The 23,892-nt window shown below is 35.5% G+C and carries 25 protein-coding genes; 12 read left to right on the forward strand and 13 right to left on the reverse strand.

Annotation, left to right across the window (positions count from 1 at the left end):
- Position 1: 1 nt before the first annotated feature.
- The gene (carA, locus tag H3U97_RS08500; protein WP_198198710.1) at positions 2 to 1,162 is read right to left on the reverse strand and encodes a glutamine-hydrolyzing carbamoyl-phosphate synthase small subunit; all 1,161 of its coding nucleotides are present in this window, start codon (positions 1,160 to 1,162) and stop codon (positions 2 to 4) included.
- A gap of 269 nt (positions 1,163 to 1,431) precedes the next feature.
- Between carA and argF the strand changes: the two genes are divergently transcribed.
- Positions 1,432 to 2,439 (forward strand): ornithine carbamoyltransferase, encoded by a 1,008-nt coding sequence (gene argF, locus H3U97_RS08505; RefSeq protein ID WP_198198711.1) that lies wholly within the window; start codon positions 1,432 to 1,434, stop codon positions 2,437 to 2,439.
- A gap of 93 nt (positions 2,440 to 2,532) precedes the next feature.
- Positions 2,533 to 3,030: a phosphatidylglycerophosphatase A gene (locus tag H3U97_RS08510; RefSeq protein ID WP_086361481.1), complete on the forward strand. Its 498-nt coding sequence runs from the start codon at positions 2,533 to 2,535 to the stop codon at positions 3,028 to 3,030.
- A gap of 64 nt (positions 3,031 to 3,094) precedes the next feature.
- Here the strand turns inward: H3U97_RS08510 and nadK are convergent, their stop codons facing one another.
- Positions 3,095 to 3,973, reverse strand: a complete 879-nt coding sequence (nadK, locus tag H3U97_RS08515) for an NAD(+) kinase (RefSeq protein WP_065652042.1) — start codon at positions 3,971 to 3,973, stop codon at positions 3,095 to 3,097.
- 154 nt (positions 3,974 to 4,127) lie between these two features.
- Between nadK and grpE the strand changes: the two genes are divergently transcribed.
- Positions 4,128 to 4,712 carry a nucleotide exchange factor GrpE gene (gene grpE, locus H3U97_RS08520; protein WP_065579106.1) on the forward strand — a complete coding sequence of 195 codons (585 nt, stop codon included), beginning with the start codon at positions 4,128 to 4,130 and terminating at the stop codon, positions 4,710 to 4,712.
- A gap of 45 nt (positions 4,713 to 4,757) precedes the next feature.
- On the opposite strand, the gene def is transcribed toward grpE, so the two are convergent.
- Positions 4,758 to 5,270 carry a peptide deformylase gene (def, locus tag H3U97_RS08525; RefSeq protein ID WP_034903137.1) on the reverse strand — a complete coding sequence of 171 codons (513 nt, stop codon included), beginning with the start codon at positions 5,268 to 5,270 and terminating at the stop codon, positions 4,758 to 4,760.
- Between the two features lie 158 nt (positions 5,271 to 5,428).
- Between def and dprA the strand changes: the two genes are divergently transcribed.
- Entirely contained in the window at positions 5,429 to 6,529 is a 1,101-nt protein-coding gene (gene dprA / locus H3U97_RS08530) for a DNA-processing protein DprA (RefSeq protein ID WP_198198712.1), read from the forward strand.
- Positions 6,530 to 6,629: 100 nt separating this feature from the next.
- Here dprA and rraA read toward each other — a convergent pair whose 3' ends face one another.
- The 5 genes from rraA to H3U97_RS08555 all read right to left on the reverse strand — a co-directional run bounded on the left by rraA (position 6,630) and on the right by H3U97_RS08555 (position 11,481).
- Entirely contained in the window at positions 6,630 to 7,121 is a 492-nt protein-coding gene (gene rraA / locus H3U97_RS08535) for a ribonuclease E activity regulator RraA (protein ID WP_065579104.1), read from the reverse strand.
- 91 nt (positions 7,122 to 7,212) lie between these two features.
- Positions 7,213 to 8,115, reverse strand: a complete 903-nt coding sequence (locus H3U97_RS08540) for a 1,4-dihydroxy-2-naphthoate polyprenyltransferase (protein ID WP_065652038.1) — start codon at positions 8,113 to 8,115, stop codon at positions 7,213 to 7,215.
- A gap of 71 nt (positions 8,116 to 8,186) precedes the next feature.
- Complete coding sequence (locus H3U97_RS08545; RefSeq protein WP_065652037.1) at positions 8,187 to 9,374, reverse strand: ABC transporter permease; 1,188 nt, start codon at positions 9,372 to 9,374, stop codon at positions 8,187 to 8,189.
- A 14-nt stretch (positions 9,375 to 9,388) separates the two neighbouring features.
- Entirely contained in the window at positions 9,389 to 10,528 is a 1,140-nt protein-coding gene (locus tag H3U97_RS08550; protein ID WP_198198713.1) for an ABC transporter permease, read from the reverse strand.
- Entirely contained in the window at positions 10,510 to 11,481 is a 972-nt protein-coding gene (locus H3U97_RS08555; RefSeq protein ID WP_198198714.1) for an HlyD family secretion protein, read from the reverse strand. The genes H3U97_RS08550 and H3U97_RS08555 overlap by 19 nt, the downstream gene beginning before the upstream one ends.
- Before the next feature lie 335 nt (positions 11,482 to 11,816).
- On the opposite strand from H3U97_RS08555, the gene H3U97_RS08560 reads away from it, so the two are divergent.
- Positions 11,817 to 13,106 carry an NAD(P)/FAD-dependent oxidoreductase gene (locus H3U97_RS08560; protein WP_065652034.1) on the forward strand — a complete coding sequence of 430 codons (1,290 nt, stop codon included), beginning with the start codon at positions 11,817 to 11,819 and terminating at the stop codon, positions 13,104 to 13,106.
- Positions 13,107 to 13,201: 95 nt separating this feature from the next.
- Positions 13,202 to 13,801 (forward strand): YiiX family permuted papain-like enzyme, encoded by a 600-nt coding sequence (locus tag H3U97_RS08565; RefSeq protein WP_370527384.1) that lies wholly within the window; start codon positions 13,202 to 13,204, stop codon positions 13,799 to 13,801.
- Here H3U97_RS08565 and rnhB read toward each other — a convergent pair.
- Genes rnhB through fabZ form a run of 4 tightly spaced genes read right to left on the reverse strand, consistent with a single transcriptional unit; the run spans position 13,798 to position 16,803 of the window.
- On the reverse strand, positions 13,798 to 14,391 hold the full coding sequence (rnhB, locus tag H3U97_RS08570) for a ribonuclease HII (protein ID WP_034903148.1): 594 nt from the start codon (positions 14,389 to 14,391) through the stop codon (positions 13,798 to 13,800). The two genes, H3U97_RS08565 and rnhB, sit on opposite strands and share 4 nt — an antisense overlap.
- A complete protein-coding gene (gene lpxB / locus H3U97_RS08575) occupies positions 14,382 to 15,536 on the reverse strand; it encodes a lipid-A-disaccharide synthase (RefSeq protein ID WP_198198715.1) in 1,155 nt (384 codons plus the stop codon). The genes rnhB and lpxB overlap by 10 nt, the downstream gene beginning before the upstream one ends.
- Positions 15,536 to 16,315 (reverse strand): acyl-ACP--UDP-N-acetylglucosamine O-acyltransferase, encoded by a 780-nt coding sequence (lpxA, locus tag H3U97_RS08580; RefSeq protein ID WP_034903735.1) that lies wholly within the window; start codon positions 16,313 to 16,315, stop codon positions 15,536 to 15,538. The genes lpxB and lpxA overlap by 1 nt, the downstream gene beginning before the upstream one ends.
- A gap of 41 nt (positions 16,316 to 16,356) precedes the next feature.
- Complete coding sequence (gene fabZ / locus H3U97_RS08585) at positions 16,357 to 16,803, reverse strand: 3-hydroxyacyl-ACP dehydratase FabZ (protein ID WP_034903732.1); 447 nt, start codon at positions 16,801 to 16,803, stop codon at positions 16,357 to 16,359.
- Between the two features lie 231 nt (positions 16,804 to 17,034).
- Between fabZ and fkpA the strand changes: the two genes are divergently transcribed.
- Genes fkpA through tusC form a run of 3 tightly spaced genes read left to right on the forward strand, consistent with a single transcriptional unit; the run spans position 17,035 to position 18,694 of the window.
- Positions 17,035 to 17,955: an FKBP-type peptidyl-prolyl cis-trans isomerase gene (gene fkpA, locus H3U97_RS08590; RefSeq protein WP_065579097.1), complete on the forward strand. Its 921-nt coding sequence runs from the start codon at positions 17,035 to 17,037 to the stop codon at positions 17,953 to 17,955.
- Between the two features lie 4 nt (positions 17,956 to 17,959).
- Positions 17,960 to 18,325, forward strand: a complete 366-nt coding sequence (tusD, locus tag H3U97_RS08595) for a sulfurtransferase complex subunit TusD (RefSeq protein WP_065613667.1) — start codon at positions 17,960 to 17,962, stop codon at positions 18,323 to 18,325.
- A gap of 15 nt (positions 18,326 to 18,340) precedes the next feature.
- Entirely contained in the window at positions 18,341 to 18,694 is a 354-nt protein-coding gene (gene tusC, locus H3U97_RS08600) for a sulfurtransferase complex subunit TusC (protein WP_065613665.1), read from the forward strand.
- Positions 18,695 to 18,866: 172 nt separating this feature from the next.
- Here the strand turns inward: tusC and nagE are convergent, their stop codons facing one another.
- Positions 18,867 to 20,372 carry an N-acetylglucosamine-specific PTS transporter subunit IIBC gene (gene nagE / locus H3U97_RS08605; protein WP_086321074.1) on the reverse strand — a complete coding sequence of 502 codons (1,506 nt, stop codon included), beginning with the start codon at positions 20,370 to 20,372 and terminating at the stop codon, positions 18,867 to 18,869.
- A gap of 246 nt (positions 20,373 to 20,618) precedes the next feature.
- On the opposite strand from nagE, the gene nagB reads away from it, so the two are divergent.
- From nagB to H3U97_RS08620, 3 genes are read left to right on the forward strand one after another with little or no spacing between them, the layout of a single operon-like run.
- A complete protein-coding gene (gene nagB / locus H3U97_RS08610) occupies positions 20,619 to 21,425 on the forward strand; it encodes a glucosamine-6-phosphate deaminase (protein ID WP_065579093.1) in 807 nt (268 codons plus the stop codon).
- An 11-nt stretch (positions 21,426 to 21,436) separates the two neighbouring features.
- Entirely contained in the window at positions 21,437 to 22,579 is a 1,143-nt protein-coding gene (gene nagA, locus H3U97_RS08615; RefSeq protein ID WP_198198716.1) for an N-acetylglucosamine-6-phosphate deacetylase, read from the forward strand.
- 36 nt (positions 22,580 to 22,615) lie between these two features.
- Positions 22,616 to 23,839 (forward strand): ROK family protein, encoded by a 1,224-nt coding sequence (locus H3U97_RS08620; RefSeq protein ID WP_086353963.1) that lies wholly within the window; start codon positions 22,616 to 22,618, stop codon positions 23,837 to 23,839.
- Positions 23,840 to 23,892 lie beyond the last annotated feature (53 nt).

Consider the following 23,892-nt stretch of genomic DNA (forward strand, 5'->3'; position numbering starts at 1 on the left):
GTTATTGCTCCTGCTTATAAATTTTAATTAATTCAATAAAGTGATCAAAAAGTGGCGCAGCATCGTGTGGACCTGGACTGGCTTCAGGGTGTCCTTGAAAACTAAATGCAGGTTTTTGATTATGATGAATCCCTTGTAATGAACCATCGAATAACGATTTGTGTGTGGCGCGTAAATGTGCTGGCAAGGTGTTCTCATCGACAGCAAAGCCATGATTTTGCGCTGTAATCATGACACGATTATTTTCTAGATCCTTAACAGGATGATTACCACCATGATGACCAAATTTCATTTTGATCGTTTTAGCACCACAGGCTAGCGCTAACAATTGGTGCCCCAAACAGATACCAAAAACAGGAATATCGGTAGTCAGAAACTGCTTAATCGCGTCAACGGCATAAGTGCAAGGGGCGGGATCACCAGGACCATTTGATAGGAATATTCCATCTGGGTTTAATGACAATACTTCATTTGCAGGTGTTTTTGCGGGTACAACAGTTAACTTACATCCACGCGCAACTAACATCCGTAAAATATTTTGTTTAACACCAAAGTCATAAGCAACAACATGATAAGGTAGTTCACTTTCTGCTTTTGGGATTGGATGCTCTTGTTGAATTGTCCATATACTGCTGGTCCATGTATAACTTTTACTGCACGTCACATCTTGAGCCAAATCTAAACCACTTAAACCCTTATATTCTACTGCCTGCTGTTTGGCATTTTCTGCTTTATCAAGTAAGGTCTGTTTATCATTTGCGGTAATAATCACGCCATGTTGTGCCCCTTTTTCACGTAAAATACGTGTTAAACAACGTGTATCAATATCAGCAATCGCAATCACATTATGTTTTTTTAAATAACTTGAAAGATCCATTTCGCTACGATAATTACTTGCGATTAATGGTAAATCTCGAATAATCAATCCTTTTGCATAAACTTGTGTTGATTCATCATCAGCACTATTGGTACCAACATTACCAATATGCGGATAAGTTAATGTCACTATTTGTTCACAATATGAAGGATCAGTAAGAATTTCTTGATACCCTGTCATAGAAGTATTAAACACAACTTCACCAACAGTCTGACCATCAGCACCAATTGATTTACCAATAAATTGCGAACCATCTTGTAAAATAAGGAGGGCATAAGTTTGCATGATTAAACGACCTTTTGATTAAATAATCAATAATTATGAATAAAAATTCAATTAATTGTTTTCTAAACAGACAATATTTGGCCATTTTATTACAATTTTTTAAACAAAAAAAGCGATATTATAAAAAATAATTAAACAATAAAGTCTAATTTTTTAGACTATTTCATAATTTAAAACTAATATCACATAAATATGAAATGTTTAACTTGAAATTGCATAATTATTCAAATAGAATCTTAATAATTTTTTATGGCTATTAGGAGCTCTGTATGCACGGTTTTTATCAACGTCATTTTTTACGTTTACTTGACTTTACTCCAGCAGAAATTAATCAATTAATTAATCTAGCTATTGAATTAAAAAAAGCCAAAAAACAAAGTACTGAAAAACAACATTTAGTTGGTAAAAATATTGCGCTTATTTTTGAAAAAGACTCAACTCGCACTCGCTGTGCATTTGAAGTCGGTGCATTTGATCAAGGAGCACAAGTTACCTATTTAGGGCCGAGTGGTAGCCAAATCGGACACAAAGAATCAATTGCGGATACAGCTCGAGTATTAGGCAGAATGTATGATGGCATTGAATACCGTGGCTATGGGCAAGAAATTGTTGAAACCTTAGCTAAATATTCTGGTGTTCCGGTTTGGAATGGTTTAACCACTGAAGCACATCCAACTCAAATTTTAGCTGATTTTATGACCATGCAAGAACATATCGGTGAGCGAGCATTAAGCGGTGTTAAATTTGCTTATTTAGGTGATGCCCGTAATAATATGGGAAATTCGTTAATGGAAGGTGCGGCATTAATGGGCATGGAAATTCGTTTAGTGGCCCCTAAAGCTTGTCAGCCAGAAGCAGAATTAGTACAAAAATGCCAAGAAATAGCCAAAACTACTGGCGCGAAAATCATTTTAACGCAAGACGTTGCTGATGGTGTTAAAGATGTGGATTTTCTATATACCGATGTATGGGTATCGATGGGCGAACCAAAAGAAGTTTGGGACGAAAGAGTCAAATTATTAACTCCATATCAAGTAAATCAGGATGTCATCAATTTAACTGGTAATCCAGAAGTCAAATTTATGCACTGTTTACCGGCATTTCATGATATGAATACCACTGTTGGTAAACAAATGGCAGCTCAGTATGGTTTAAAAAATGGTTTAGAAGTGACAGACGAAGTCTTTGAATCGAAACACAGTATCGTATTTGATGAAGCAGAAAACCGTCTCCATACGATTAAAGCGGTAATGGTTGCAACGTTAGCTAAAGACTAATAATATATTTGATTATCATCATTGCTTGGCTTGGCTAAGCAACTTTTTGCCGACCTAATGTCGGCATAATTTTATCAAAAGATTTTTATCATAATGACAAAACAAGAGCGAAATAGAGACTTTAAAAAATATGTGCAATTAACAAATCCTATCCATTTACTTGCGGTGGGGTTAGGATCGGGAATGTCACCTATTATGCCCGGCACAATGGGATCAGCAATGGCTATTCCACTTTGGTTACTATTTGATGGTTTGCAACCGTATTTATATTGGGTGTTAATAGTTGTCGCCTTTATTTTTGGTTGTTTTTTATGTCAAAAAACCTCGGATGATACCCACACCCATGATTCAGGGCATATAGTATGGGATGAATTTGTCGGTATGTGGATAACTTTATTTTTTATTCCACAGATTTCGATTTTATGGGTAACGATTGCGTTTGTCGCATTTAGAATCTTTGATATGGCCAAACCTTGGCCAATCCGTTGGTTTGATAAACGCGTACCAGGGGGATTTGGCATTATGGTTGATGATGTGATCGCCGCAATCTTCTCATCATTATCGGTTTATCTGTTAACCTTTATCATTTAAAGATAAATCTATCTTTAAATGATAATTTCAATATGAAAATAAGAGTTACTTAGCATAGCAACCCTTAAAACATTTTTTGTGACCAACCTAACTTACTCGATAAATTATTAAAATAATCATAGTCTTTAGTATGGATTAGATTAAATTCATAATTGGAGCGACGGATTATCACATCTTGGGTTGGCCTAACCGGTAAAATAATTTGGCTATCACAAGCAATATTAAGATCCAAAGCGGTAGTTGGAAATTTAAGATGAATCGGATCATCACTCTTAATCACTAAAGGTCTAACTGCCAAAGAGTGTGGAAACATTGGTGTAATAATTAACGCATCTAAATGTGGTGCAAGAATTGGACCACCGGCCGATAGTGAGTACGCGGTAGAACCAGTCGGTGTGGCAATAATTAAACCATCAGCACGCTGCGAAAATGCATTACGCTCATTGATATACACATCATAATCGATCATATGAGCAACCGTATTGGGGGTAACCACTATTTCATTTACCGCAAAACCAGAATTAATTAACTGACCATCACTATAGATTGATACTTCCAGCAAAAATCGAGGATCATCATCATATTCACCTTTGATAACTGGGGTTAATTGTTCGATGACATGATCGTGAGAAATATCGGTTAAAAAACCTAAATTACCTCGATTCACCCCAATTACTTTGATTTTATAGTGTGATAAGTGACGAGCGGAACGTAACATATTGCCGTCACCACCCACCACAATGGCTAAATCTGCTTGTTCACCAATAGTATCGAGAGACGCATAGACATTGCTAGGTAATTTAATATATTGCGCTAATCGATCTTCTACTAAAACATCAATACCTAAGTTAACTAGCCAATCATAAAGTACCTGATGAGTTTCTATCGCCTCTAATTTACGTGGAATCCCAACCAAACCAATACATTTAAATGGTCTACCCATAAAATATCCTTGTTCATTTTTAACTTTAGTATCATTATTTTTTAGTTATCAATTAAAAAACACGATATCATCTTATCGTTAAACTTGTAATAATAAAATTTGTCCCCATAATAACTGTTATTCACTAAGTTTTCGACTAAATTTGGAGTACCGTATGACAGAACAAGAGAACAAAATGTCAGAAAATGAAACAAACATTGAAACCGCTGCTGAGCAAAGTACTGAAGAGCAAACCCCATCACAACCAAGTGTTGAAGATCAGTTAAAGGCTAAAGATGCTCGCATTAGCGAACTTGAACAAGCACTGCAACTTGCTAAGAAAAACGAGAGTGAAGCAATGATTCGTGCTCGTGCTGAAATTGATAATGTACGCAAACGTGTTGAACAAGATGTTGATAAAGCACGTAAATTTGCTCTTGAAAAATTCTCAAATGAACTTTTACCGGTGATTGATAATCTTGAGCGGGCATTAGAATCTACCGATAAAAATAATCCTGAACATAAAGCAACGGTAGAAGGATTAGAGCTAACACTTAAATCATTTTTAGATACGGTCAAAAAATTTGGTATTGAAGTTATCAATACAGCTGATTCACAGCTAAACCCTGATCTGCATCAAGCAATTAGTATGGTTGAATCACCAGAACATCAATCAGGACAAATTGTTAATACTATTCAAAAAGGCTATACACTTAATGGCCGATTAATTCGACCAGCAATGGTGATTGTAGCTAAATAACGTTAGGCTATATAGTAAAAACCGCCAAATTAGTGGCGGTTTTTACTATCGATTCTTTTGCTCTTCACGAGCTAGTTTTTTCATCTTTTGTTCAATACGTTGCCGCTTTAATGGTGAGAGATAATCAACAAACAGTTTACCTTTTAAATGATCCATTTCATGCTGAATACAGATGGCTAATAGTTCATCAGCATCGATTTCGTAAGGATTACCATTACGATCTAACGCTTTAATCTTGATTTTTTCTGATCTTGGCACAAATCCACGGCAGTCAGGTATCGATAAACATCCTTCTTCAATGCCTGTTTCACCTTCTTGACTAATCACTTCAGGATTAATAATCACATAAAGTTGGCTTTTATCTTCTGACACGTCAATCACAATAATTTGCTCATGCACATCAACTTGCGTTGCAGCAAGCCCAATGCCATGTTCAGCGTACATGGTTTCAACCATATTATCGATAATTTCTTGTAGCTCAGGTGTAAAATTAGAGACAGGCTTAGCAACTTTGCGAAGTCGTTCGTCTGGGAAACGTAATACCGGTAAAATAGCCATAAATTCTTCGATCTACTCCTCAATTTGGTGTTTTCTCAATTTCGTATACATTGTAAACATTTATTATGCCCATGAATAGCCTTAGTTGGCTATTGGTAAAATATATCTAATCAATTCTAGATATGGTTCAAGCTAACGATGTATATAAAAGGGCTGTAATGAGTAAATATGAATTTTTATTGCGAATTTCAATGCTTGGCCATAAAAGAATGAGATATTTTGAGAAAATAGAGCTATATTTTAGCGCCGGTCTACCTAATAAAATAAATAATGTTCCATTATTATTGGAAAAGATAGGTATTTGTAAAACACTTCAAAATCATTTTTTTGCGATTTCCTATCTTCATTTTGAACCCATCCTTGATTGGTTAGCTACCACTAACCCGCCTAAACATTTGATTGCTTATTGTGATTCAGATTATCCAACATTACTTAAACAAATCAGTTCACCACCGTTATTGCTATTTGTTATGGGAAATAAACAACTATTACATTCACCACAAATTGCGATGGTAGGTAGTCGTGAATTTAGTGAGTATGGTGCACAATGGGGAAGATATTTTGCTAATGAATTAGCCATTAATGGTTTGACGGTAACTAGCGGACTGGCACTGGGTTTAGATGCGATCTGTCATCGTGGTGCACTCGATGTATCAGGAAATACTATTGCCGTTTTGGGTAGCGGTTTAGCACAAATCACACCTCGTTCAAATGTTAGATTAGCCAATGATATTTTGTCACAAAATGGGGCTATCATTTCAGAATTTTATCCATTTGAAAAAGCAAGATCCGAATACTTTCCGCGCCGCAATCGTATTATTAGTGGATTAAGTTTAGGGACATTTGTGGTTGAGGCATCGGAAAAAAGTGGATCACTTATTACTGCTCGTTATGCGCTTGAACAAAATCGTGATGTTTTTGCTTTGCCGGGTGATATTGATAATCCAAATAGCCATGGAAGCCATTATTTAATCCAACAAGGCGCTTATCTGGTTACCAAACCAACCGATATTTTAGAACATTATAGTGGCTTTTTATCATCACTTAATCGACAGAATAATCATGAAAACAAAGAGAGTAATACCGTTTTATATCCAGAAATTTTTGCTGTTATTCATCATCAGCCTATTGCTGTTGATACAATCGCTACGCTAGTTGATTTACCCATTCCTGAGTTAACCATTAAATTATTAGATATGGAAATAGCTGGCTTAATTATCACCGTCACCGGAGGCTATATTCGTAACCGCACGATATAAAATTATCAGAAAAAATTGAGGAACGGGGTTTTTCAACATAAAAAACCGCTGTAAAGATACTGCGGTTCCTTAAAAAGAATAACTAAAAAGAATAACCAAGTTATTTATCGTCTACTTCAAGTGCAATTTCAGATAAGATAATGCCAGTATTATCAGCATAGATAAAGTCGCCAGAGAAGAACGTCACGCCACCAAAGTTAACGCGAATATCTATTTCACCAACACCTTGATCATCAGAGCCGACAGGAATTGCCGCTAGTGCTTGCACTCCAATTTCAGCATCGGCGATATAATCAACTTGGCGCACCGCTCCATAAACAATGATACCTTCCCATTGGTTTTGCAGGGCTATATCGATTAATTCGGCATCTATCAATGCTCGACGCACCGAACCACCGCCATCAATAACCAATACTTTCCCTGCACCATTGGATTGTAACACTTCGTACAAAATGCCGTTATCTTCAAAACATTTCACGGTGACAGCTTGGCCAGAAAATGAAGCCACACCACCAAAGTTACTAAATATCGGTTCGACAACGTTCACATCTTCTGGATAGTAATCGCAAAGAATTGATGTATCAAATTCCATGGTCGAGTCTCCTTATACTGTATAATATCTATTCGGTTCTAGTATAACGCTAACATGAAGTAAAACGATATAAATTTGGAATAAACGTGAGCTAGCTCAAAATAATACCTAAACAATAAAGTAAATTAGTCAATAAAGCAAGTTTGACCATTTGTACTAATAGTGGTACAGCGTCTTTATTCGTATTAAATTTAAACACCATGTACATATGTTTGAGATACAACGGCAATGTTAATAAAAAGATACCACTGCAATAAGTATGTAACTGTTGATAAGCAAATAAACTAAAAAAACATAATGATACAATTAATAAAACTAACTGATAACAACAACCATAAGTTTTGCCAATCAGCACAATCAAAGTCCGTTTATGATGTTGTTTATCACTTTCATAATCACGCAAATTATTAATATTTAGCACTCCCACAGCCAACAAACCACTAGCTATTGCAGGAAAAACGATTGATGCTGATAAAGTTTTAGTCTGTAAATAATAACTGCCCATCACACCAACTAAGCCAAAGAAGATTAACACCGATAGATCACCTAAGCCAATATAGCCATAAGGTTTTTTACCAACAGTATAAGTAATTGCTGCGATGATTGAAGATAAACCTAATAAGATAAAAATTAATAATTGATAAGCGTTATTACAGGCTAACCAAAGTAGAGTCAATCCTGAGCAAACAGACAATATAATGGTGATCCAAATAGCTATTTTTAACTGATTAAGAGTGATTAGACCTAGCTGTAAACCACGTTGATGGCCGATTAAATTGTGTTTATCGCCACCTTTAACCGCATCACCATAATCGTTGGCTAAATTTGATAAAATTTGTAACAACGCTGCAGTAATCATTGCTAATAACATAATTATTAGATCAAAAGAGTGTTGCCAATAGGCAAGCGCATTGCCCAACAAAATAGCAGAAAACGATAAAGCTAATGTTTTCGGACGTAAACTAATAATCCATGGATAACATTTATTGGCCATATAACTGTTTTTTTGCGAAAAAATCAATCATTCATCATATCAGTAATTGATAGTATATTCATCCATTAGCACTAACTAATTGATGGTTTATTATCAATTTTTTTATTATTGGAATGCATAAATTTCTTTATTTTTCTGATGTATCCTCTGATTTTACCCTCTCGTAATGCAGCAATAAAAAAACCTAACGAACCATAAATTGCACCAAGAAATAGAATCATAAAGATATTAAATAAATTATCTGACAAACCTAATCCCATCTGATTTACGCCAGCAATCATATTGGTTGCCCAAGTTGATGGTAACATCCGTGATACCGTTTGTACCCATAACGGCATGGCATCAAGTGGCCATATGGTACCGGATAGATAAAATACCGGTGTTGTCAAAAAAGCTAAAGTTAAGTAAATCATCTCGGTTCGATGTAAACATTCAGTCAGTAATTTACTTAAACCTAATACGCCTAATAATAGCGGAAATGTCATCACCAAAATCGCTGGTATGCTAGCTAATTGCCGATAACCAAGCACCCATGGCCATAATCCAAACAGGACTAAAGACAAAAATAACCATATCGGAATAAGGCCACACAAACTACCAAATATGACAATTTTTGGCGGTTTGCCTTGTGGTAGTGAATGCAAAGTTAGATTAGTTCGTGTTGAAGCTATTAAAAAGGTATGTTGCAATAACATAACTAACAAACCAGGGAAAGTTATCGCCGCAAAACTGATACCAGCATTATAAAGCGGCATTGTTTGCCCTTTAATTGGTGATAAGATGATATTAATCTGTGGATCAGAAAAACCACTATTCCGCATCACCCGCGTATTATATTCGGTCAATATTTGTTGATATATTCCTCTAATATCCACCTGTATCAAACCATTTGCTAAACGGCTAGATGCATCGCCATAAGCAGGGATTGTCACATCCTCACCATTCAATAGTCGCTTTTCAAAATCCCGTGGAATGGTGAACACCGCAAATAATTTACGGCTGTTAATATCATCGTAGGCTTGCAATGAATTTTCATAAGTAAGCACATCAATTTTGGAACTGGTATTTAAAGAACGAATCAGACTTCGACTGGTGGTAGTATGATCTTGATCAACAATCGCAACCGGCAAATTGGTGATGGTACCATTTACATATACTAAACTCATTAACGAAACAGACACTAACAGCAACAGCCACATTGGTCGCATTAGCATATAAAAAAACATTTTTACTGCTGAAGATAGAAATAGCTTAAGCATGCCAACATTGCCTCTTACTGTGAATGTAAACGTTTGACTAAACGTTTTCTTACTAATACTGTAATAATTATTGGATAGATCATTAAAATAGCGCAGGTTTTCAATACGGATAGATAACTAGAATGCCGTAAAAATAGATCGAATAATTTATTAAGCGCATAGGTTAAAGGTTCAAGGGACGAAATAAATCTCGCTATCCACGGCATTGACAATTCTGGCACAACCACCCCCGAATAAGTTAATGCCAATCCAACTAACACCCCAATATAGGTATAAGCATCTAATACATTTTTGGTAAACGAATAAAGTAAAATACCGATACTTTGTGCTGCAATCACATAAAAAAACACTACTAGCATCATAGCGAATGGCGAACCTGATACTCGAGCATCAGAAAATAACACCAGCATTGCTATTTCAAACATTAATAACATAGTATACCAAATGGTATAAGGTGCTAATTTACCCAAAACAAACGGATAATTAGGCCGAGTTCGCTTAGGCAAGCGAGATAAAATATAAATAGTTGTCGTTACAACAAATAGTTGTAATAAATGTACTACTGCAGAAAACTGCTGAAAGTACATTGAGTTACCACTGGCATTAAATAGCCCATCATAATTGAAATTAACTTGTGCAAGTTTCGGTACCGGCAAACCAATACTCGTCGCCATTGTAGTACGATATTGAGTATTTAATGAGGCTATTAAACCTGAATAATCCATTATAGAATAGAGGCCAGCACTATAGTATAAAGCATTATAATAGAGCATCGGCGTTGGTTGACGACCGGCTAACACATCAGCTTCAAAATTAGGTGGAATATACAAAATAGCGTAGATTTTTGCTTTTTCTAAATCGCGTTCTGCGCTCTCAAGCTGATTATCATAATTGAATAAATTTGCATGCGCACCAGCATTAAGATCGCGAACAATTTCACGAGATAAAATACTTTTATCTTGATCGACATAGCCTACTGGCAGATCAAATAACACTCCTCGGTAAAAGATACTACTGATGATCACAAAGATAATCAGCGGTAAAATCCACATTAACCAGTGGAAAGTAAAGCGCTTAAATATATCTGGGATTTCATCGTTAAATGCGTCTTTAAAGCGATGCCAGAAGTCTAAAATTAGTCGTCGATTTTCCATAATGTACTCATACCTGCACGTAAGCCCTCTACAGGTTTAGTTGGATAAAGTCTAATTTCAAACGTTTTTAAATCAAAATCACCAGTCGCTCGGGTTGCCCGTTTAGTAGCATAATCTCCCATTGGCGCAATAAAACGAATTTCAGCTTCAATTTCTTTATTACTAAGCGCAGGAACTTCCAGCTTAACATGATCACCTTTGTGAATATTAGGCATAATATTTTCACGCAGATTAAACACAAAATAAGCTTGCGGTAAGCGAATAACCGTTAATAGTGGACTATTAGGATTAAATAGCTCGCCAACTTCAGCAGGAATTGAACCTACTTCACCGTCTACTGGCGCTTTAACTTGCAAATCATCGTATTGGATCTGCAATTGTTTAAGCTGTTCTTCGGCTTCTTTTAATTTAGCATTATAGATTTCACGTTGTTCAACCCGATCGCCATTTTTGGCTTGATCTAAATTAGCTTGAGCTGACAATACTTGTTGGTAAGCCGCATCGCGAGTTTTTAGCGTACTATCTAATATTGATTGAGAGACAAAACCTTTGGCCGAAATCGCTTTGTTACGATTGTATTCTTTAGAGGCGTTATCGTAAGCAACTTTAGCTTGTTCAAGTAATGCTTCATAATAACGAATACTCTCTTCTCGAGTACCATTTTGAGAAAGTTGCACTTGTGCTTGTGCTTGCTCTCTGGCTGCTTCAGCGGCTTTAACTTGCGCTAACAATTCAGGACTATCGAGTGTAATTAAGATATCATTTTGCTTAACATCATCACCTCGATTGACATGAATAGTCTGCACTCGCCCCTTTGCTTTTGAGGAAATGCTAACATTAGGTGCATCCACTTCACCTTGCAAAATTAGCTGGCTACTATGAGCACGAATTAAAATCGTCATTGAAATTAAAATAACAATCAATGCAATTACAATAAAAATTTTTTTATTCATATATTTTTTAGATTAATAAGTATCAGATAAGACCTAAACAACTAGGATAATTGTATGTAATAAAGAATTAGCATACTTCAATTACAAATATTATATCATGGGATATCGTGCTGAATTTAAACAATCAAAGCTATATTTTATGCTCAAATAACAATTAGAAGGAATTATTTACAACTATATTACAGATTATTCTATTTTAGCCTTAAATAAATTTCAATAATTGTAAACCATCATTTTAATAGATTTTATTTATAAATGTTATCAGTCAAAAGAAATAGATAAAAACCTACTTATTTAGTATGATATTTTTTAATTGAAATAATAAGGCTTAAAATATGCAAAAAATAATTATTATTGGCGGAGGTGCTGGCGGTTTAGAGCTTGCTACCGACTTAGGAGATAAATTAGGCAAAACTGATAAAGCTCAAATTACCTTAATTGATAAAAACAGTTATCATTTATGGAAACCACTATTACATGAAGTAGCAACTGGTGTACTTGATGAGCAAGTTGATAATATTTATTATGCATCGCAAGGACAACAGCATAATTTCGAATTTACCCAAGGAACTTTCACAAACCTTGATCGCAACCAAAAGCAAATTAGCATTATCAATCATAACGATGAAACTGTTCTTGTTGATTATGATATTTTAGTTATTGCTATTGGTAGCACTTCTAATGACTTTGGTACCCCTGGTGTGAAAGAACATTGTATCTTTTTAGATGACCAAAATGCCGCTATTCGCCTACGTGAAACTTTAATTAATAAATTTACTGGTTTTTGTTCGATCATTGATGACGATCAATCCAAAAAAGAAGATAAAATTCATATTGCTATCGTTGGCGGTGGTGCGACAGGAGTTGAATTAGCTTCTGAACTACCTCATATGGTGGAAACGTTTGGTGCTTGCGGTCGAAATAAAATGTGTTCCGATCTGTTAGATGTTTCAGTTATTGAAGCAACCGATCGTATTTTACCGGCTTTACCAGAAAAAACCGCAGCTAGTATTACTAACACACTAAAAAAACAAGGAATTCATGTATTAACTAATACCATGATCACTAAAGCGGAAAGTGATGGATTTTATCCGAAAGAAGGCGAAACCATTAAAGCCGATATGATGATTTGGACTGCTGGCGTTAAAGCGCCTGATTATTTAAAAGAGATCGCTGGTCTAGAATCAAGCCGATCAAATCAATTAGTGGTAAAACCAACATTACAAACATCTCGTGATGACAGTATTTTTGTTATTGGTGATTGTGCATACGCAATGCAAGACAATGGTCATGCTTCACCACCTACCGCTCAAGCAGCTCATCAAATGGCAAAAATTTGCTATGAAAATATCGTTAGATTATTAAACAACCAATCATTAAAAACATTTAAATACACTGATAAAGGTACTGTGATTTCATTACATGATACCGCTGAAGGTGTAGTCAAATTAATTGGTAATAGTCAAATGGGAGTGAAAGGATTTTTCGCTTTAATGATCCACAAACTACTCTATCGTATGCATCAAGCAAGCTTACTTGGTATTTTCAAAACTATTCGTTTCGCCAGTGCTAGCAAATTTATGTATAAAACCAAATCAACTTCGATTTTTAGTAATCGTGATTAATTGTTAAAAAATATTTAACAGCTACTGAAAAATTTTGTTAAGTAGCTGTTTTCGCTTATACTATTATCTTAATTACAATTTTTAGATAATAGATGATGCGTTTTATTTTCATTTTTAGTTTACTTTTCGCTAGTTACACAGCTATAGCAAATTATCAGCCACACGATGGCGATATTATTTTCCAATCTTCTCAATCAAACCAAAGTAAAGCCATTGAGCAAGCAACAAATTCACCTTATAGTCATGTAGGAATCATTTTTATTAAAAATGGCAAACCTTATGTTTTTGAAGCAGCAAGTAAAGTTATTTATACCCCGTTAGATAAATGGATAAATCGTGGTAAAAATAAAACATATGTGATTAAACGGTTAAAAAATCATCCTTTATCTCAGCAAGAAATTACCAGTTTAAAACAAGTTGCCCATAAATTTGAAAACAAACCTTACGATATTTGGTTTGGTTGGGATGACAAATATATTTATTGTTCAGAATTAGTGTGGAAAATTTATAATCGAGCGCTTAAATTAAAAATTGGTCAATTACAAACAATTAAAGATTTTAATTTATCATCGCCAGCGGTTAAACAAAAACTAAAAGAACGTTATGGTAATAACATTCCATATCAAGAAACGGTGATATCACCGGTTGCGATATTTAATTCACCACTACTTAGCACAGTTGATAAGCGCGATTAAATTAGTAATAATCTTTTTATTGGTGCAAAGCTTTTACGATATAGATGATTCACGCCATGTTGTTCAATGGCGTTTAAATGATCTTTGGTTGGATAGCCTTTATGTTTGGCTAAACCATATTGAGGGTATAACTTATCAAGCTCAACCATTTCACGATCACGGGTCACTTTGGCTAAGATCGATGCAGCACTAATTTCAGCCACTAACAGATCACCTTTAACCACTGCTTGGGTTCGAATACCAAAATTAGGGCAACGATTACCGTCAACTAACACATAATTTGGTTTAATGTTTAAGCCAGCCACCGCTCGTTGCATTGCCAGCATGGTAGCATGTAGGATATTGAGTTCATCAATTTCATCAACCGATGCTCTAGCGACACACCATGCTAATGCATCTTGTTTAATAATATCAAAGAGTGCTTCACGTTTTTTTTCTGATAATTTTTTAGAATCAGTTAATCCCTCAATCGGTTTATTCGGATCTAAAATCACCGCAGCAGTTACGACATCGCCACAAAGTGGTCCGCGACCAACTTCATCAACACCGGCAATTAATGTCGCATCAGGGTAAGTAAACTCTAATAACAAGGGGAATCCTCTAATACATCTAATACCGCCTGGGCAGCTTGTTCATCAGCATTACAGCGAATTTGTTTATGCAAAGCTAAAAATGTTGCTTTTAGTTCGGTGTTGTCACCTTCTAAAAAAGGAAGAACATGATTAGCGATATTTTCTGGTGTACAGTCGTGCTGTAATAATTCAGGGACGATTTCTTTACCCGCTAGAATATTGGGTAGAGAAACATAAGCGGTTTTGATAAGTTTTTTCGCCAACCAAAAGGTGAAAGCTTTCATTTTATAGCCAACAACCATTGGGCATTTAGCCAGCATACACTGAAGTGCCACCGTCCCTGAAGCTAAAATTGCAGCATTACTGGCAATCATCGCTTCCCGAGCACGACCATCTAATAATTGCAGCTTAAGCTCTGGTGCAATCTCTGCCTTTATTTGTTCAAATTCTGCTCTTCTTTTGCTATTCACTAATGGAACTACAATATGTAAATCAGGGAATTTATCACGTAACAATTGCGCTGCTTTTAAAAAAGGCTCAGATAATAATGTCACTTCGGCATGGCGACTGCCAGGCAATAAGGCTAAGCATTGGCAATCAACAGGAATACCTAACTGTTGACGCATAGCTGTTTGATTGGGTTCGAGGGGAATATCATCAGCCATTTTATGACCAATAAATCGACAAGGTACATCAAATTTATCATAAAAGGCTTTCTCGAAAGGCAGAAAAGCTAAAATTAAATTTGTATTGCGTTTAATCTTAAACACCCGCTTTTGCTTCCAAGCCCAAACAGAAGGACTGACATAATGAATCGTTTTAATACCAGCTTGCTTAAGTTTACCTTCTAACGAGAGATTAAAATCCGGCGCATCAATACCAATAAAAACATCGGGTTTGAGATCAATCAAACGTTTAGTAATATCACGACGAATAGCTAAAATACGCCGTAGCCGACCTAATACCTCAACAATCCCCATCACTGATAGCTCATCCATTTCATACCAAGCTTGGCAACCTTCAGTTTGCATTAGTGGACCAGCAATACCGACAAATTTAATATTAGGATGGTGTTTTTTAAGAGTGCGAATTAAACCAGCACCAAGAATATCGCCAGATGTTTCACCAGCGACCAGAGCAATAGTTAACTGCTTATCTGTCATTAACGGATAATGCCTCGGGTTGAACGAGCAAAAAAGTCGTTAAACAGCTGTACTTCTGGATACTGTTTAGCTAGCATTGCAATTTCAACTTTTGCATCGTCAAGCGTTAATCCATTTCGATATAGAATTTTGTACGTGTTACGGATGGCTTGTAGTGCTTCTTTACTGAAGCCACGACGTTTCAAGCCTTCATAATTGACGCCATGTGGTGTTGCGTGATTTCCTTGAGCAATAACATAAGGAGGTACATCTTGAGCAACGCCAGAACAACCGCCAACCATAACGTGAGAACCGATTACACAAAATTGGTGTACTGCGGTCATACCGCCAATAATCACATGATCATCTAACTGAACATGACCACCGAGCGTGGCATTATTAGCCAAAATACAACGATCACCAATGATACAATCATGCGCAACATGGGCATTAATCATCAATAAATTATCACTACCAATACGGGTTAACTCACCACCTTGAACTGTGCCACGATGAATCGTCACACTTTCACGAATCATATTGCGATCACCAATTTCGGTGCGAGTTGGTTCACCACGATATTTCAGATCTTGGTTAACTTCACCAATTGAAGCAAATTGATAAATTTGATTATTTTGACCAATTTTGGTGTGTCCATTAACGACAACATGTGATTTTAAAAAGGTACCATCACCTATTTCAACATTTTCACCAATATAACAAAAAGGCCCGATTTTGACATTATCACCAATCTTTGCCCCCTTTTCTATTACTGAACTTGGGTGTATTTCCGTTGCCATAGCAATTCCTTAATACTTTTGGGATATTTCAAAAATCATTATTATTTACGAGCACACATCATTTCAGCTTCGCAAACTAATTTGCCATCGACAGTTGCAACACCATGGAACAATGCAATGCCTCGACGCTCTTTAATATATTCAACATCAAGCATAATTTGATCACCTGGCACCACTGGTCGTTTAAAACGAGCTTTATCTATTGAAGCAAAATAATAAAGTTGTCCTGGTGACAATTCTTCAATACTTTTAAAGGCTAAAATTCCAGTTGCTTGCGCCATCGCTTCTAAAATTAAAACGCCTGGGAAAATAGGTTTATTCGGGAAGTGACCTTGGAAGAATGGTTCATTTACAGTTACATTTTTAATGGCTTTTAATGTTTTACCTTTCTCATAACTAAGTACACGATCAACCATCAAAAACGGATAACGGTGTGGAAGTAAACTAATAATTTCTTCAATATCAAGGGTATTAAGTTCGGTAGTCAAAATAGCTATCCTTATACATTATTTGCTATAAATTATTTGTATTATAACTGAGGATACCACTTTCACTCAAGGAGTGATTTAAGCCACAAATTTTAAAATTCCTAATGACTAAAAAATCAAATAAATGCAATAAATTATCTAAATGATATGTAAATACTATTTTATACTATATTAGATCATATATAATATGTTCAATATTTAGCTAAAAAGATATTTAACTTGGAGAGTAGAATGAAATCATTTATAAAAATGACATTAGTAAGTAGTGCTATCGTATTAGCATTGGCTGGCTGTGATGACAAAAAAACCACTGAAGAAAACAAAGCACCAGCAACAACAACCACTGCACCGGCAAATAGCACTGAAAATGCTAATACCAATGCGACAGAAAGTAAAACTGAAGCAACGACTGCGCAAAACTCAGCGGATAAAGTGACAATATCAACTGATGCGCAAAAAGAAGCTTACGCATTAGGTTCTTCATTTGCTAACTATATGAAATCAAATTTAGAACAAAATGAAGTAACTGCCGATCAAGAATACCTAATCAGTGGCTTTAATGAAACCATGCGTGGTGCCTCACAACTTAGCCAAGATGAAGTTAAAAATGTATTAGATGCATTTGGTAAACGAATTCAAGAAGAAAGCCAAGCTCGTTTTGAAAAACAAAAAACTGAAAATACTGCTGCTGGTGAAAAATATCGCGAGGATTTTGCTAAGCAAGAAGGTGTAATTAAAACTAAATCTGGTTTAATGTATAAAATTCTTAATGAAGGAACCGGTCGTCATCCGTCAGCAGAAGATACCGTTATTGTTCATTATGTTGGTACATTAACAGATGGCCGTACATTTGATAGTTCTTATGATCGTAACGAACCTGCAACTTTCCCACTTAATGGAGTAATTAAAGGTTGGACAGAAGGGATCCAATTAGTTGGTGTTGGTGGTAAAATTAAATTAGTTGTGCCACCTGAATTAGGATATGGTGACCAAAGCTTCCCGAGTCAAGGTGACAAAGCAAGTATTACACCAGCATCAACGCTAGTTTTTGAAGTTGAACTACTTGGTATTGATGATGATAAGGAAAATAATCCAGCATCATCAACTGAGCCAGAACAAACGCAAGAGCAAAATCAACCAGCAGCTAACTAATTTGATGAAACCATTAAGTTATACATTGGTTATTATGGGTCCCGCTTATGGGACCCAATCTGCTTATTGTGCCTATCAATTTGCTCAAACACTGCTTGCAAATAGTAACCATTCAATTGCTAACATATTTTTCTATGCTGACGGCGTTTATAATGCTAATTGTTATAGTGATCCAGCCAATGATGAATTTGATCTAGTCAAAGCTTGGCAACGCTTAGCAAAACAGTATTCGTTAAAACTGACTGTTTGCGTAGCAGCCGCGCAAAGACGTGGTATCAGTGAAAATAATCTTGCCGAATATTTTGAACTAACCGGTCTTGGCGAGTTGAGTGAAGCAGTAGCAAGTTCAGATCGAGTTCTACAATTTTAAATATAGGCAGATAACATGAAAAAAGTAGCAATCATTATTAGCTCAGCACCACATAGCACTGCCAAAGGTCGAGAAGCATTAGATACCGCTTTAGCCCTTTCAACATTCAATCATATATCTGTCTTTTTTATCGGCGATGGTGTATTTCATCTATTAGCTAATCAACATCCAGAGTTGATATTAATGCGTGATTATATTGCCACTTTTAATATGTTGGAACTTTATGACATTGAAGATGTTTATGTCTGTAAAGCATCATTAGATGAACGTAAATTAAGCCAGACTCCCCTCAATATTGCAAACCAAGTAATTGATAAGAATCAGTTAACTCAACTATTAGCCAATCAAGATGTGATTTTACGCTTCTAAAGCCTGCTAAAAAAACCGTTTCCTCAAAATTTTTATATAATCTTATCAATATTTTAGTTACCAAAAAATAGAGCAATCGTTTTTAAAACAATATAAAAATCCCCATGACTTTTATCATTACTGATTAAGTCACAGGGATAATTTTACTAAAATTTGTTAGATAAAATTTCGATTAAACAAGTTTTTTCATTTGATCTGCAATCTTTTCAGCTTGTTGACCAACTACGATTTGTACGCCTGTTTTACCTAATTTTATAACTGCCATTGCACCTAGTGCTTTAGCTGCTTGTTCATCAATTAGATCGGTATCATGAACATTCAAACGTAAACGAGTAATACATGAATCAATATTAGTTAAGTTTTCTTTACCACCAATAACTACTAAATATTGTTCAGCAAGTTTAGATAAATCACCACCAACTGGTGCATTTTCTTGTGCTGATGTTTCTTCAGTAATTTCAGTTGCATTAGCAACATCATCTTCACGACCCGGCGTTTTAAGATTGAATTTCACAATTACAAAGCGGAATACGATATAGTAAACAAAGAAGAATACGATACCTTGTAGAATTAACATATACCAATGTACAGCTAATGGGTTACGAGATTGTAACAACATATCGATTAAACCTGCACTGAATGCAAATCCAGATATCCATTGCATTGTTGCAGCAATAAATAGAGAGATCCCCGTTAAAACAGCATGGATTACATATAACACAGGCGCAACAAACATAAACGCAAACTCTAATGGTTCAGTAATACCAGTAAAGAAGGCCGCAAAAGATGCCGCTAACATGATTGAAGCTGTTTTATCTTTATTACCTTTTTTAGCAGTATGATAAATTGCCAGTGCAGCGCCAGGTAAACCAAACATCATAATAGGGAAGAAACCTGCTTGATAACGACCAGTTATACCTGCAATCGCTTTACCAGATTCAATAGAACCTTGTCCGCCTAAGAAGTTAGGAATATCATTAACACCAGCAACGTCAAACCAAAATACTGAGTTTAAAGCATGGTGTAGGCCAACAGGAATTAATAAACGGTTAAAGAAGCCATAAATACCTGCACCTACTGAACCTAAATTCTTAATCCATTCACCAAAAGATACTAATGCGCTAAAGACCATAGGCCAAATAAAATATAGCACTACAGAAACAAGTAACATCACAATAGATACAATGATTGGAACCAAACGCTTACCACTGAAAAAAGCTAATGTTTTATGTAGTTCAACAGAACTAAAGCGGTTATATAGTTCAGCAGACATAATCCCAACTAAAATACCGATAAATTGGTTATTTATCTTGAAAAAAGAGGGGGATATCTGTGCCTCCCAACCTTTTACACTGGTATCAACACCTTCAAATAGGGCAATAGTATTTGGTGATAATAGTGTAGTAATGATTAAAAAGCCTACCAATCCAGATAATGCTGCTGCGCCATCTTTATCTTTAGACATACCATACGCAACACCGATTGCGAAAAGAATTGGCATATTATCGATAATAGCACTGCCGGATTTAATCAAAAATGCCGCAGCAATATTGTTGGCACCCCAACCATCTGAATCAATCCAATAACCAATACCTAAAAGTATTGCTGCAGCAGGTAATACTGCCACGGGCACCATTAAAGAGCGCCCAATTCGTTGTAAATAAGCTAAAATTCCCATAGTTTTGCCTCATATTATCATTAGGGAGTTACTTAAAAATAATAAAATCTCACATCGTTAAGTAAAAGAAGTAAGTCAAATATATTTGACATTATATTATTTTACTTCGCAAATTAAATGTTTGCTTTTTGTGATTTATATCACGCTTTTTTTTTGCTTAATTAGTTTAATATAGTAAAATAACTACAACATTTTTTACTTTAAAAAAAAAGATTTATTCAATTATATCAGAAGAGATTATATTTTATGAGACTTATTCCTTTAAAAAATGCGCAAGAAGTTGGCGCGTGGGTTGCTCAGCGCATCGTAAACAAAATTAATCAATTTAATCCAACTGCAGATCGTCCTTTTTTACTAGGTTTACCAACGGGAAGTTCACCATTAGTAATGTATCAACAACTAATTAAACAGTACCAAGCGGGTAAAGTAAGTTTTAAACATGTCGTGACATTTAATATGGACGAGTATGTCGGTATTCCTGAAGATCATCCACAAAGTTATCACACTTTTATGTATGAAAATTTCTTCAACCATATTGATATTGATAAAAACAACATCCATATATTAAATGGTAATGCAGCTGATATAGAACAAGAATGCCAAGAATATGAAGAAAAAATCAAATCCTATGGCAAAATCAATATTTTCCTTGGTGGCGTGGGCCAAGATGGTCATATAGCATTTAATGAGCCAGGTTCTTCACTTTGTTCACGAACTCGTATCAAAACCTTAACTGAAGATACAATTATTGCTAATTCACGCTTTTTTGATAATGATATCAAACAAGTGCCAAAACATGCATTAACCATTGGTGTTGCAACATTAATGGATGCCGAAGAGGTAATTTTATTAGTTTGTGGACACAACAAAAGTTTGGCATTGCAAGCAGCGGTAGAAGGAAGTGTTAACCATTTATGGACTGTTTCCGCATTACAAATGCATCCAAAATCAATTATTGTTTGTGATGAGACAAGCACTGATGATCTTAAAGTAAAAACACTAAAATATTTTAAACAAATGGAAGCAGATAATCTTCAAGTAACCATTTTATAAAGGATAACTCAATGTACGCATTAACCAATTGTCGTATTTACACCGGTTATGAAATTCTTGATAATCACGCTGTTATTATTGACGGTGATAAAATTGCAAAAATTTGTAAACAAGAACAATTACCAGCCGACATCACCATTAAAGATTTACAAGGTGCAAATGTTGCACCAGGCTTGATTGATATCCAAGTCAATGGCTGTGGTGGTGTGCAATTTAATGAAACACTTGATGCACTAAGTATTGAAACCTTAGAAGCTATGCAAGCAACTAACCTTATGTATGGTTGTACTAGCTATTTACCAACCTTAATCACCTCAACTGACGAATTTATGATCAAAGCAGTAAACGTGATGCGTGAATATTTAGCTAAGCACCCTAACCAAGCATTAGGTTTACATCTTGAAGGACCTTATATTAATCCTGAGAAGAAAGGTATTCATAATGTAAATTACATTCGTCAGCCTTCACAAGAGATGATTGACTTTCTTTGTGCAAACGCCGATGTAATTAAAATTATTACTCTAGCCCCAGAAAAAGTTGATGCTAAACATATTAAACAATTATGCGATGCCGGAATTCACGTTTCAGTAGGACATTCTAACGGACACTATGAAGATTGCCGTCGTGGTTTCAATGCTGGTATCCGCCTAGGTACACATCTATTTAATGCTATGCCTTATATTAGTGGTCGCGAACCAGGTGTTGTTGGCGCAATTTATGATGAACCTGAAGTGTATGTTGGTATCATTGCTGATGGTCAGCATGTAAGTTGGGCGAATATCCGTAATAGCCACAAAATTAAACAAGATCATTTAATTTTGATTACTGATGCGATGTTATTAGCTGGTTCTAATTTAACTTCAGGAGTATTTGCTGACAAAACTATCTATTATAAAGATGGCCGTTGTGTTGATGAAAATGGCACGCTAGGTGGATCTGCATTAACCATGATTGAAGCAGTAAAAAATGCAGTAGAGTATGTTGGTATTGCTTTAGATGAAGCATTAAGAATGGCAACACTTTATCCAGCCAAAGCGATTGGTGTAGATAAACAACTTGGTACAATTAGTGAAAGTAAAATTGCCAACTTAGTTATTTTTAATCGTGATTTTTCAAATGTGAAAACTATTGTTAATGGAGAGATGAGCCGTTAGAATGTCGGATAGTTAATGAAAATATTGAGATAAAATATGACCTTTAATTATCTACACCTAGTCGGCAATGCTGAACTAATCAAGCAATTAAATTATGCAATGATTTATCGTTTGATTGTTCAGCAAGCGCCCATTTCACGTATTCAACTCGCCGAAATTAGTCAATTAGCACCCGCTAGTATCACCAAAATAACTCGCCAACTTCTCAAAAAAAATATGATCAAAGAAGTTGATGCCCAACAATCAACAGGGGGAAGACCTGCGGTTTCAATACAAGCAAAATTTAGCTATTACCAGACAATTGCTATTCAGTTGAGTCGTTCACATGTCACAATTGAACTTTATGATCTAGGAGCCAATTGCTTAATATCCGAAGTTTATCCACTGACTACTTTTACCGAACAGTTAGCACAAGAATATTTAATTGCACTAATTAAACAGTTCATCGAAAAAAATAATAAAAAAGTTAAACACCTTGTTGCGATCTCAGTGGTTTTACCCGGTTTAATTGATTCAGTGCGAGGGATCATTCGTTATACCCCACATATTCAAGTTAAGGCATGGCCTTTAGCGGATGTATTACGTGATCAGTTTAATGTTTCGATTTTTATTGGTAATGATATTCAAAGTTTGGCATTAGCTGAGAGCTATTTCGGTTCAACTCAAGATGTTGATGATTCAATTTTAATTCGTGTACATCGTGGTGTTGGTTCAGGAGTAATTATTAATCAACAATTACTTACTAACCATAACCAAACAGCTTGTGAAGTTGGACACATCCAAATTGATGCATTAGGTGAACGTTGCCATTGTGGAAATTTTGGCTGTTTAGAAAATCGTGTAGTTCACAAGGCCATCGAGGCACGAGCAAAACAGATGATAGAGCAAGGTTATCCGACTAAATTAAGTTTAGATAACATGAATATCAGCAATATTTGCAAATATGCCAATCAAGGAGATGAGTTAGCACTTAAGTTAGTTAAAGATGCCGGTGAAAATCTGGGTAGAGCTGTCGCGATAATGGTGAATATTTTTAACCCACAACGGATTGTATTAGCTGGCGAATTAACAAAATCACCCGATGTATTATTAAATGCAGTAACTAGTGCGTTAAATGCTCAAAGTTTAGAAGAGTTAAGAAACAATCTAACTATCAATTGTTCAACACTTAATGACCGTTCAGCAATTGGTGCATTTGCCTTAGTACAACAAGCGTTATTTAACGGTTCGCTGTTAATGACCTTGTTAGAAACAATCTAATAAATTGCTTTACAATAAAAATAAAAGCCCATAAATAGGGCTTTTGTTATTCA

The sequence above is a fragment of the Gilliamella sp. W8128 genome, from assembly GCF_016100545.1.
GTDB classification, from domain to species: Bacteria; Pseudomonadota; Gammaproteobacteria; order Enterobacterales; family Orbaceae; genus Gilliamella; species Gilliamella apis.

Excerpts from the sequence above, each read along its gene's own strand:
- carA (WP_198198710.1), bottom strand. The coding sequence starts at position 1,162 with ATGCAAACTTATGCCCTCCTTATTTTACAAGATGGTTCGCAATTTATT.
- argF (WP_198198711.1), top strand. The coding sequence starts at position 1,432 with ATGCACGGTTTTTATCAACGTCATTTTTTACGTTTACTTGACTTTACT.
- H3U97_RS08510 (WP_086361481.1), top strand. The coding sequence starts at position 2,533 with ATGACAAAACAAGAGCGAAATAGAGACTTTAAAAAATATGTGCAATTA.
- nadK (WP_065652042.1), bottom strand. The coding sequence starts at position 3,973 with ATGGGTAGACCATTTAAATGTATTGGTTTGGTTGGGATTCCACGTAAA.
- grpE (WP_065579106.1), top strand. The coding sequence starts at position 4,128 with ATGACAGAACAAGAGAACAAAATGTCAGAAAATGAAACAAACATTGAA.
- def (WP_034903137.1), bottom strand. The coding sequence starts at position 5,270 with ATGGCTATTTTACCGGTATTACGTTTCCCAGACGAACGACTTCGCAAA.
- dprA (WP_198198712.1), top strand. The coding sequence starts at position 5,429 with ATGAGTAAATATGAATTTTTATTGCGAATTTCAATGCTTGGCCATAAA.
- rraA (WP_065579104.1), bottom strand. The coding sequence starts at position 7,121 with ATGGAATTTGATACATCAATTCTTTGCGATTACTATCCAGAAGATGTG.
- H3U97_RS08540 (WP_065652038.1), bottom strand. The coding sequence starts at position 8,115 with ATGGCCAATAAATGTTATCCATGGATTATTAGTTTACGTCCGAAAACA.
- H3U97_RS08545 (WP_065652037.1), bottom strand. The coding sequence starts at position 9,374 with ATGCTTAAGCTATTTCTATCTTCAGCAGTAAAAATGTTTTTTTATATG.
- H3U97_RS08550 (WP_198198713.1), bottom strand. The coding sequence starts at position 10,528 with ATGGAAAATCGACGACTAATTTTAGACTTCTGGCATCGCTTTAAAGAC.
- H3U97_RS08555 (WP_198198714.1), bottom strand. The coding sequence starts at position 11,481 with ATGAATAAAAAAATTTTTATTGTAATTGCATTGATTGTTATTTTAATT.
- H3U97_RS08560 (WP_065652034.1), top strand. The coding sequence starts at position 11,817 with ATGCAAAAAATAATTATTATTGGCGGAGGTGCTGGCGGTTTAGAGCTT.
- H3U97_RS08565 (WP_370527384.1), top strand. The coding sequence starts at position 13,202 with ATGCGTTTTATTTTCATTTTTAGTTTACTTTTCGCTAGTTACACAGCT.
- lpxB (WP_198198715.1), bottom strand. The coding sequence starts at position 15,536 with ATGACAGATAAGCAGTTAACTATTGCTCTGGTCGCTGGTGAAACATCT.
- lpxA (WP_034903735.1), bottom strand. The coding sequence starts at position 16,315 with ATGGCAACGGAAATACACCCAAGTTCAGTAATAGAAAAGGGGGCAAAG.
- fkpA (WP_065579097.1), top strand. The coding sequence starts at position 17,035 with ATGAAATCATTTATAAAAATGACATTAGTAAGTAGTGCTATCGTATTA.
- tusD (WP_065613667.1), top strand. The coding sequence starts at position 17,960 with ATGAAACCATTAAGTTATACATTGGTTATTATGGGTCCCGCTTATGGG.
- tusC (WP_065613665.1), top strand. The coding sequence starts at position 18,341 with ATGAAAAAAGTAGCAATCATTATTAGCTCAGCACCACATAGCACTGCC.
- nagE (WP_086321074.1), bottom strand. The coding sequence starts at position 20,372 with ATGGGAATTTTAGCTTATTTACAACGAATTGGGCGCTCTTTAATGGTG.
- nagB (WP_065579093.1), top strand. The coding sequence starts at position 20,619 with ATGAGACTTATTCCTTTAAAAAATGCGCAAGAAGTTGGCGCGTGGGTT.
- nagA (WP_198198716.1), top strand. The coding sequence starts at position 21,437 with ATGTACGCATTAACCAATTGTCGTATTTACACCGGTTATGAAATTCTT.
- H3U97_RS08620 (WP_086353963.1), top strand. The coding sequence starts at position 22,616 with ATGACCTTTAATTATCTACACCTAGTCGGCAATGCTGAACTAATCAAG.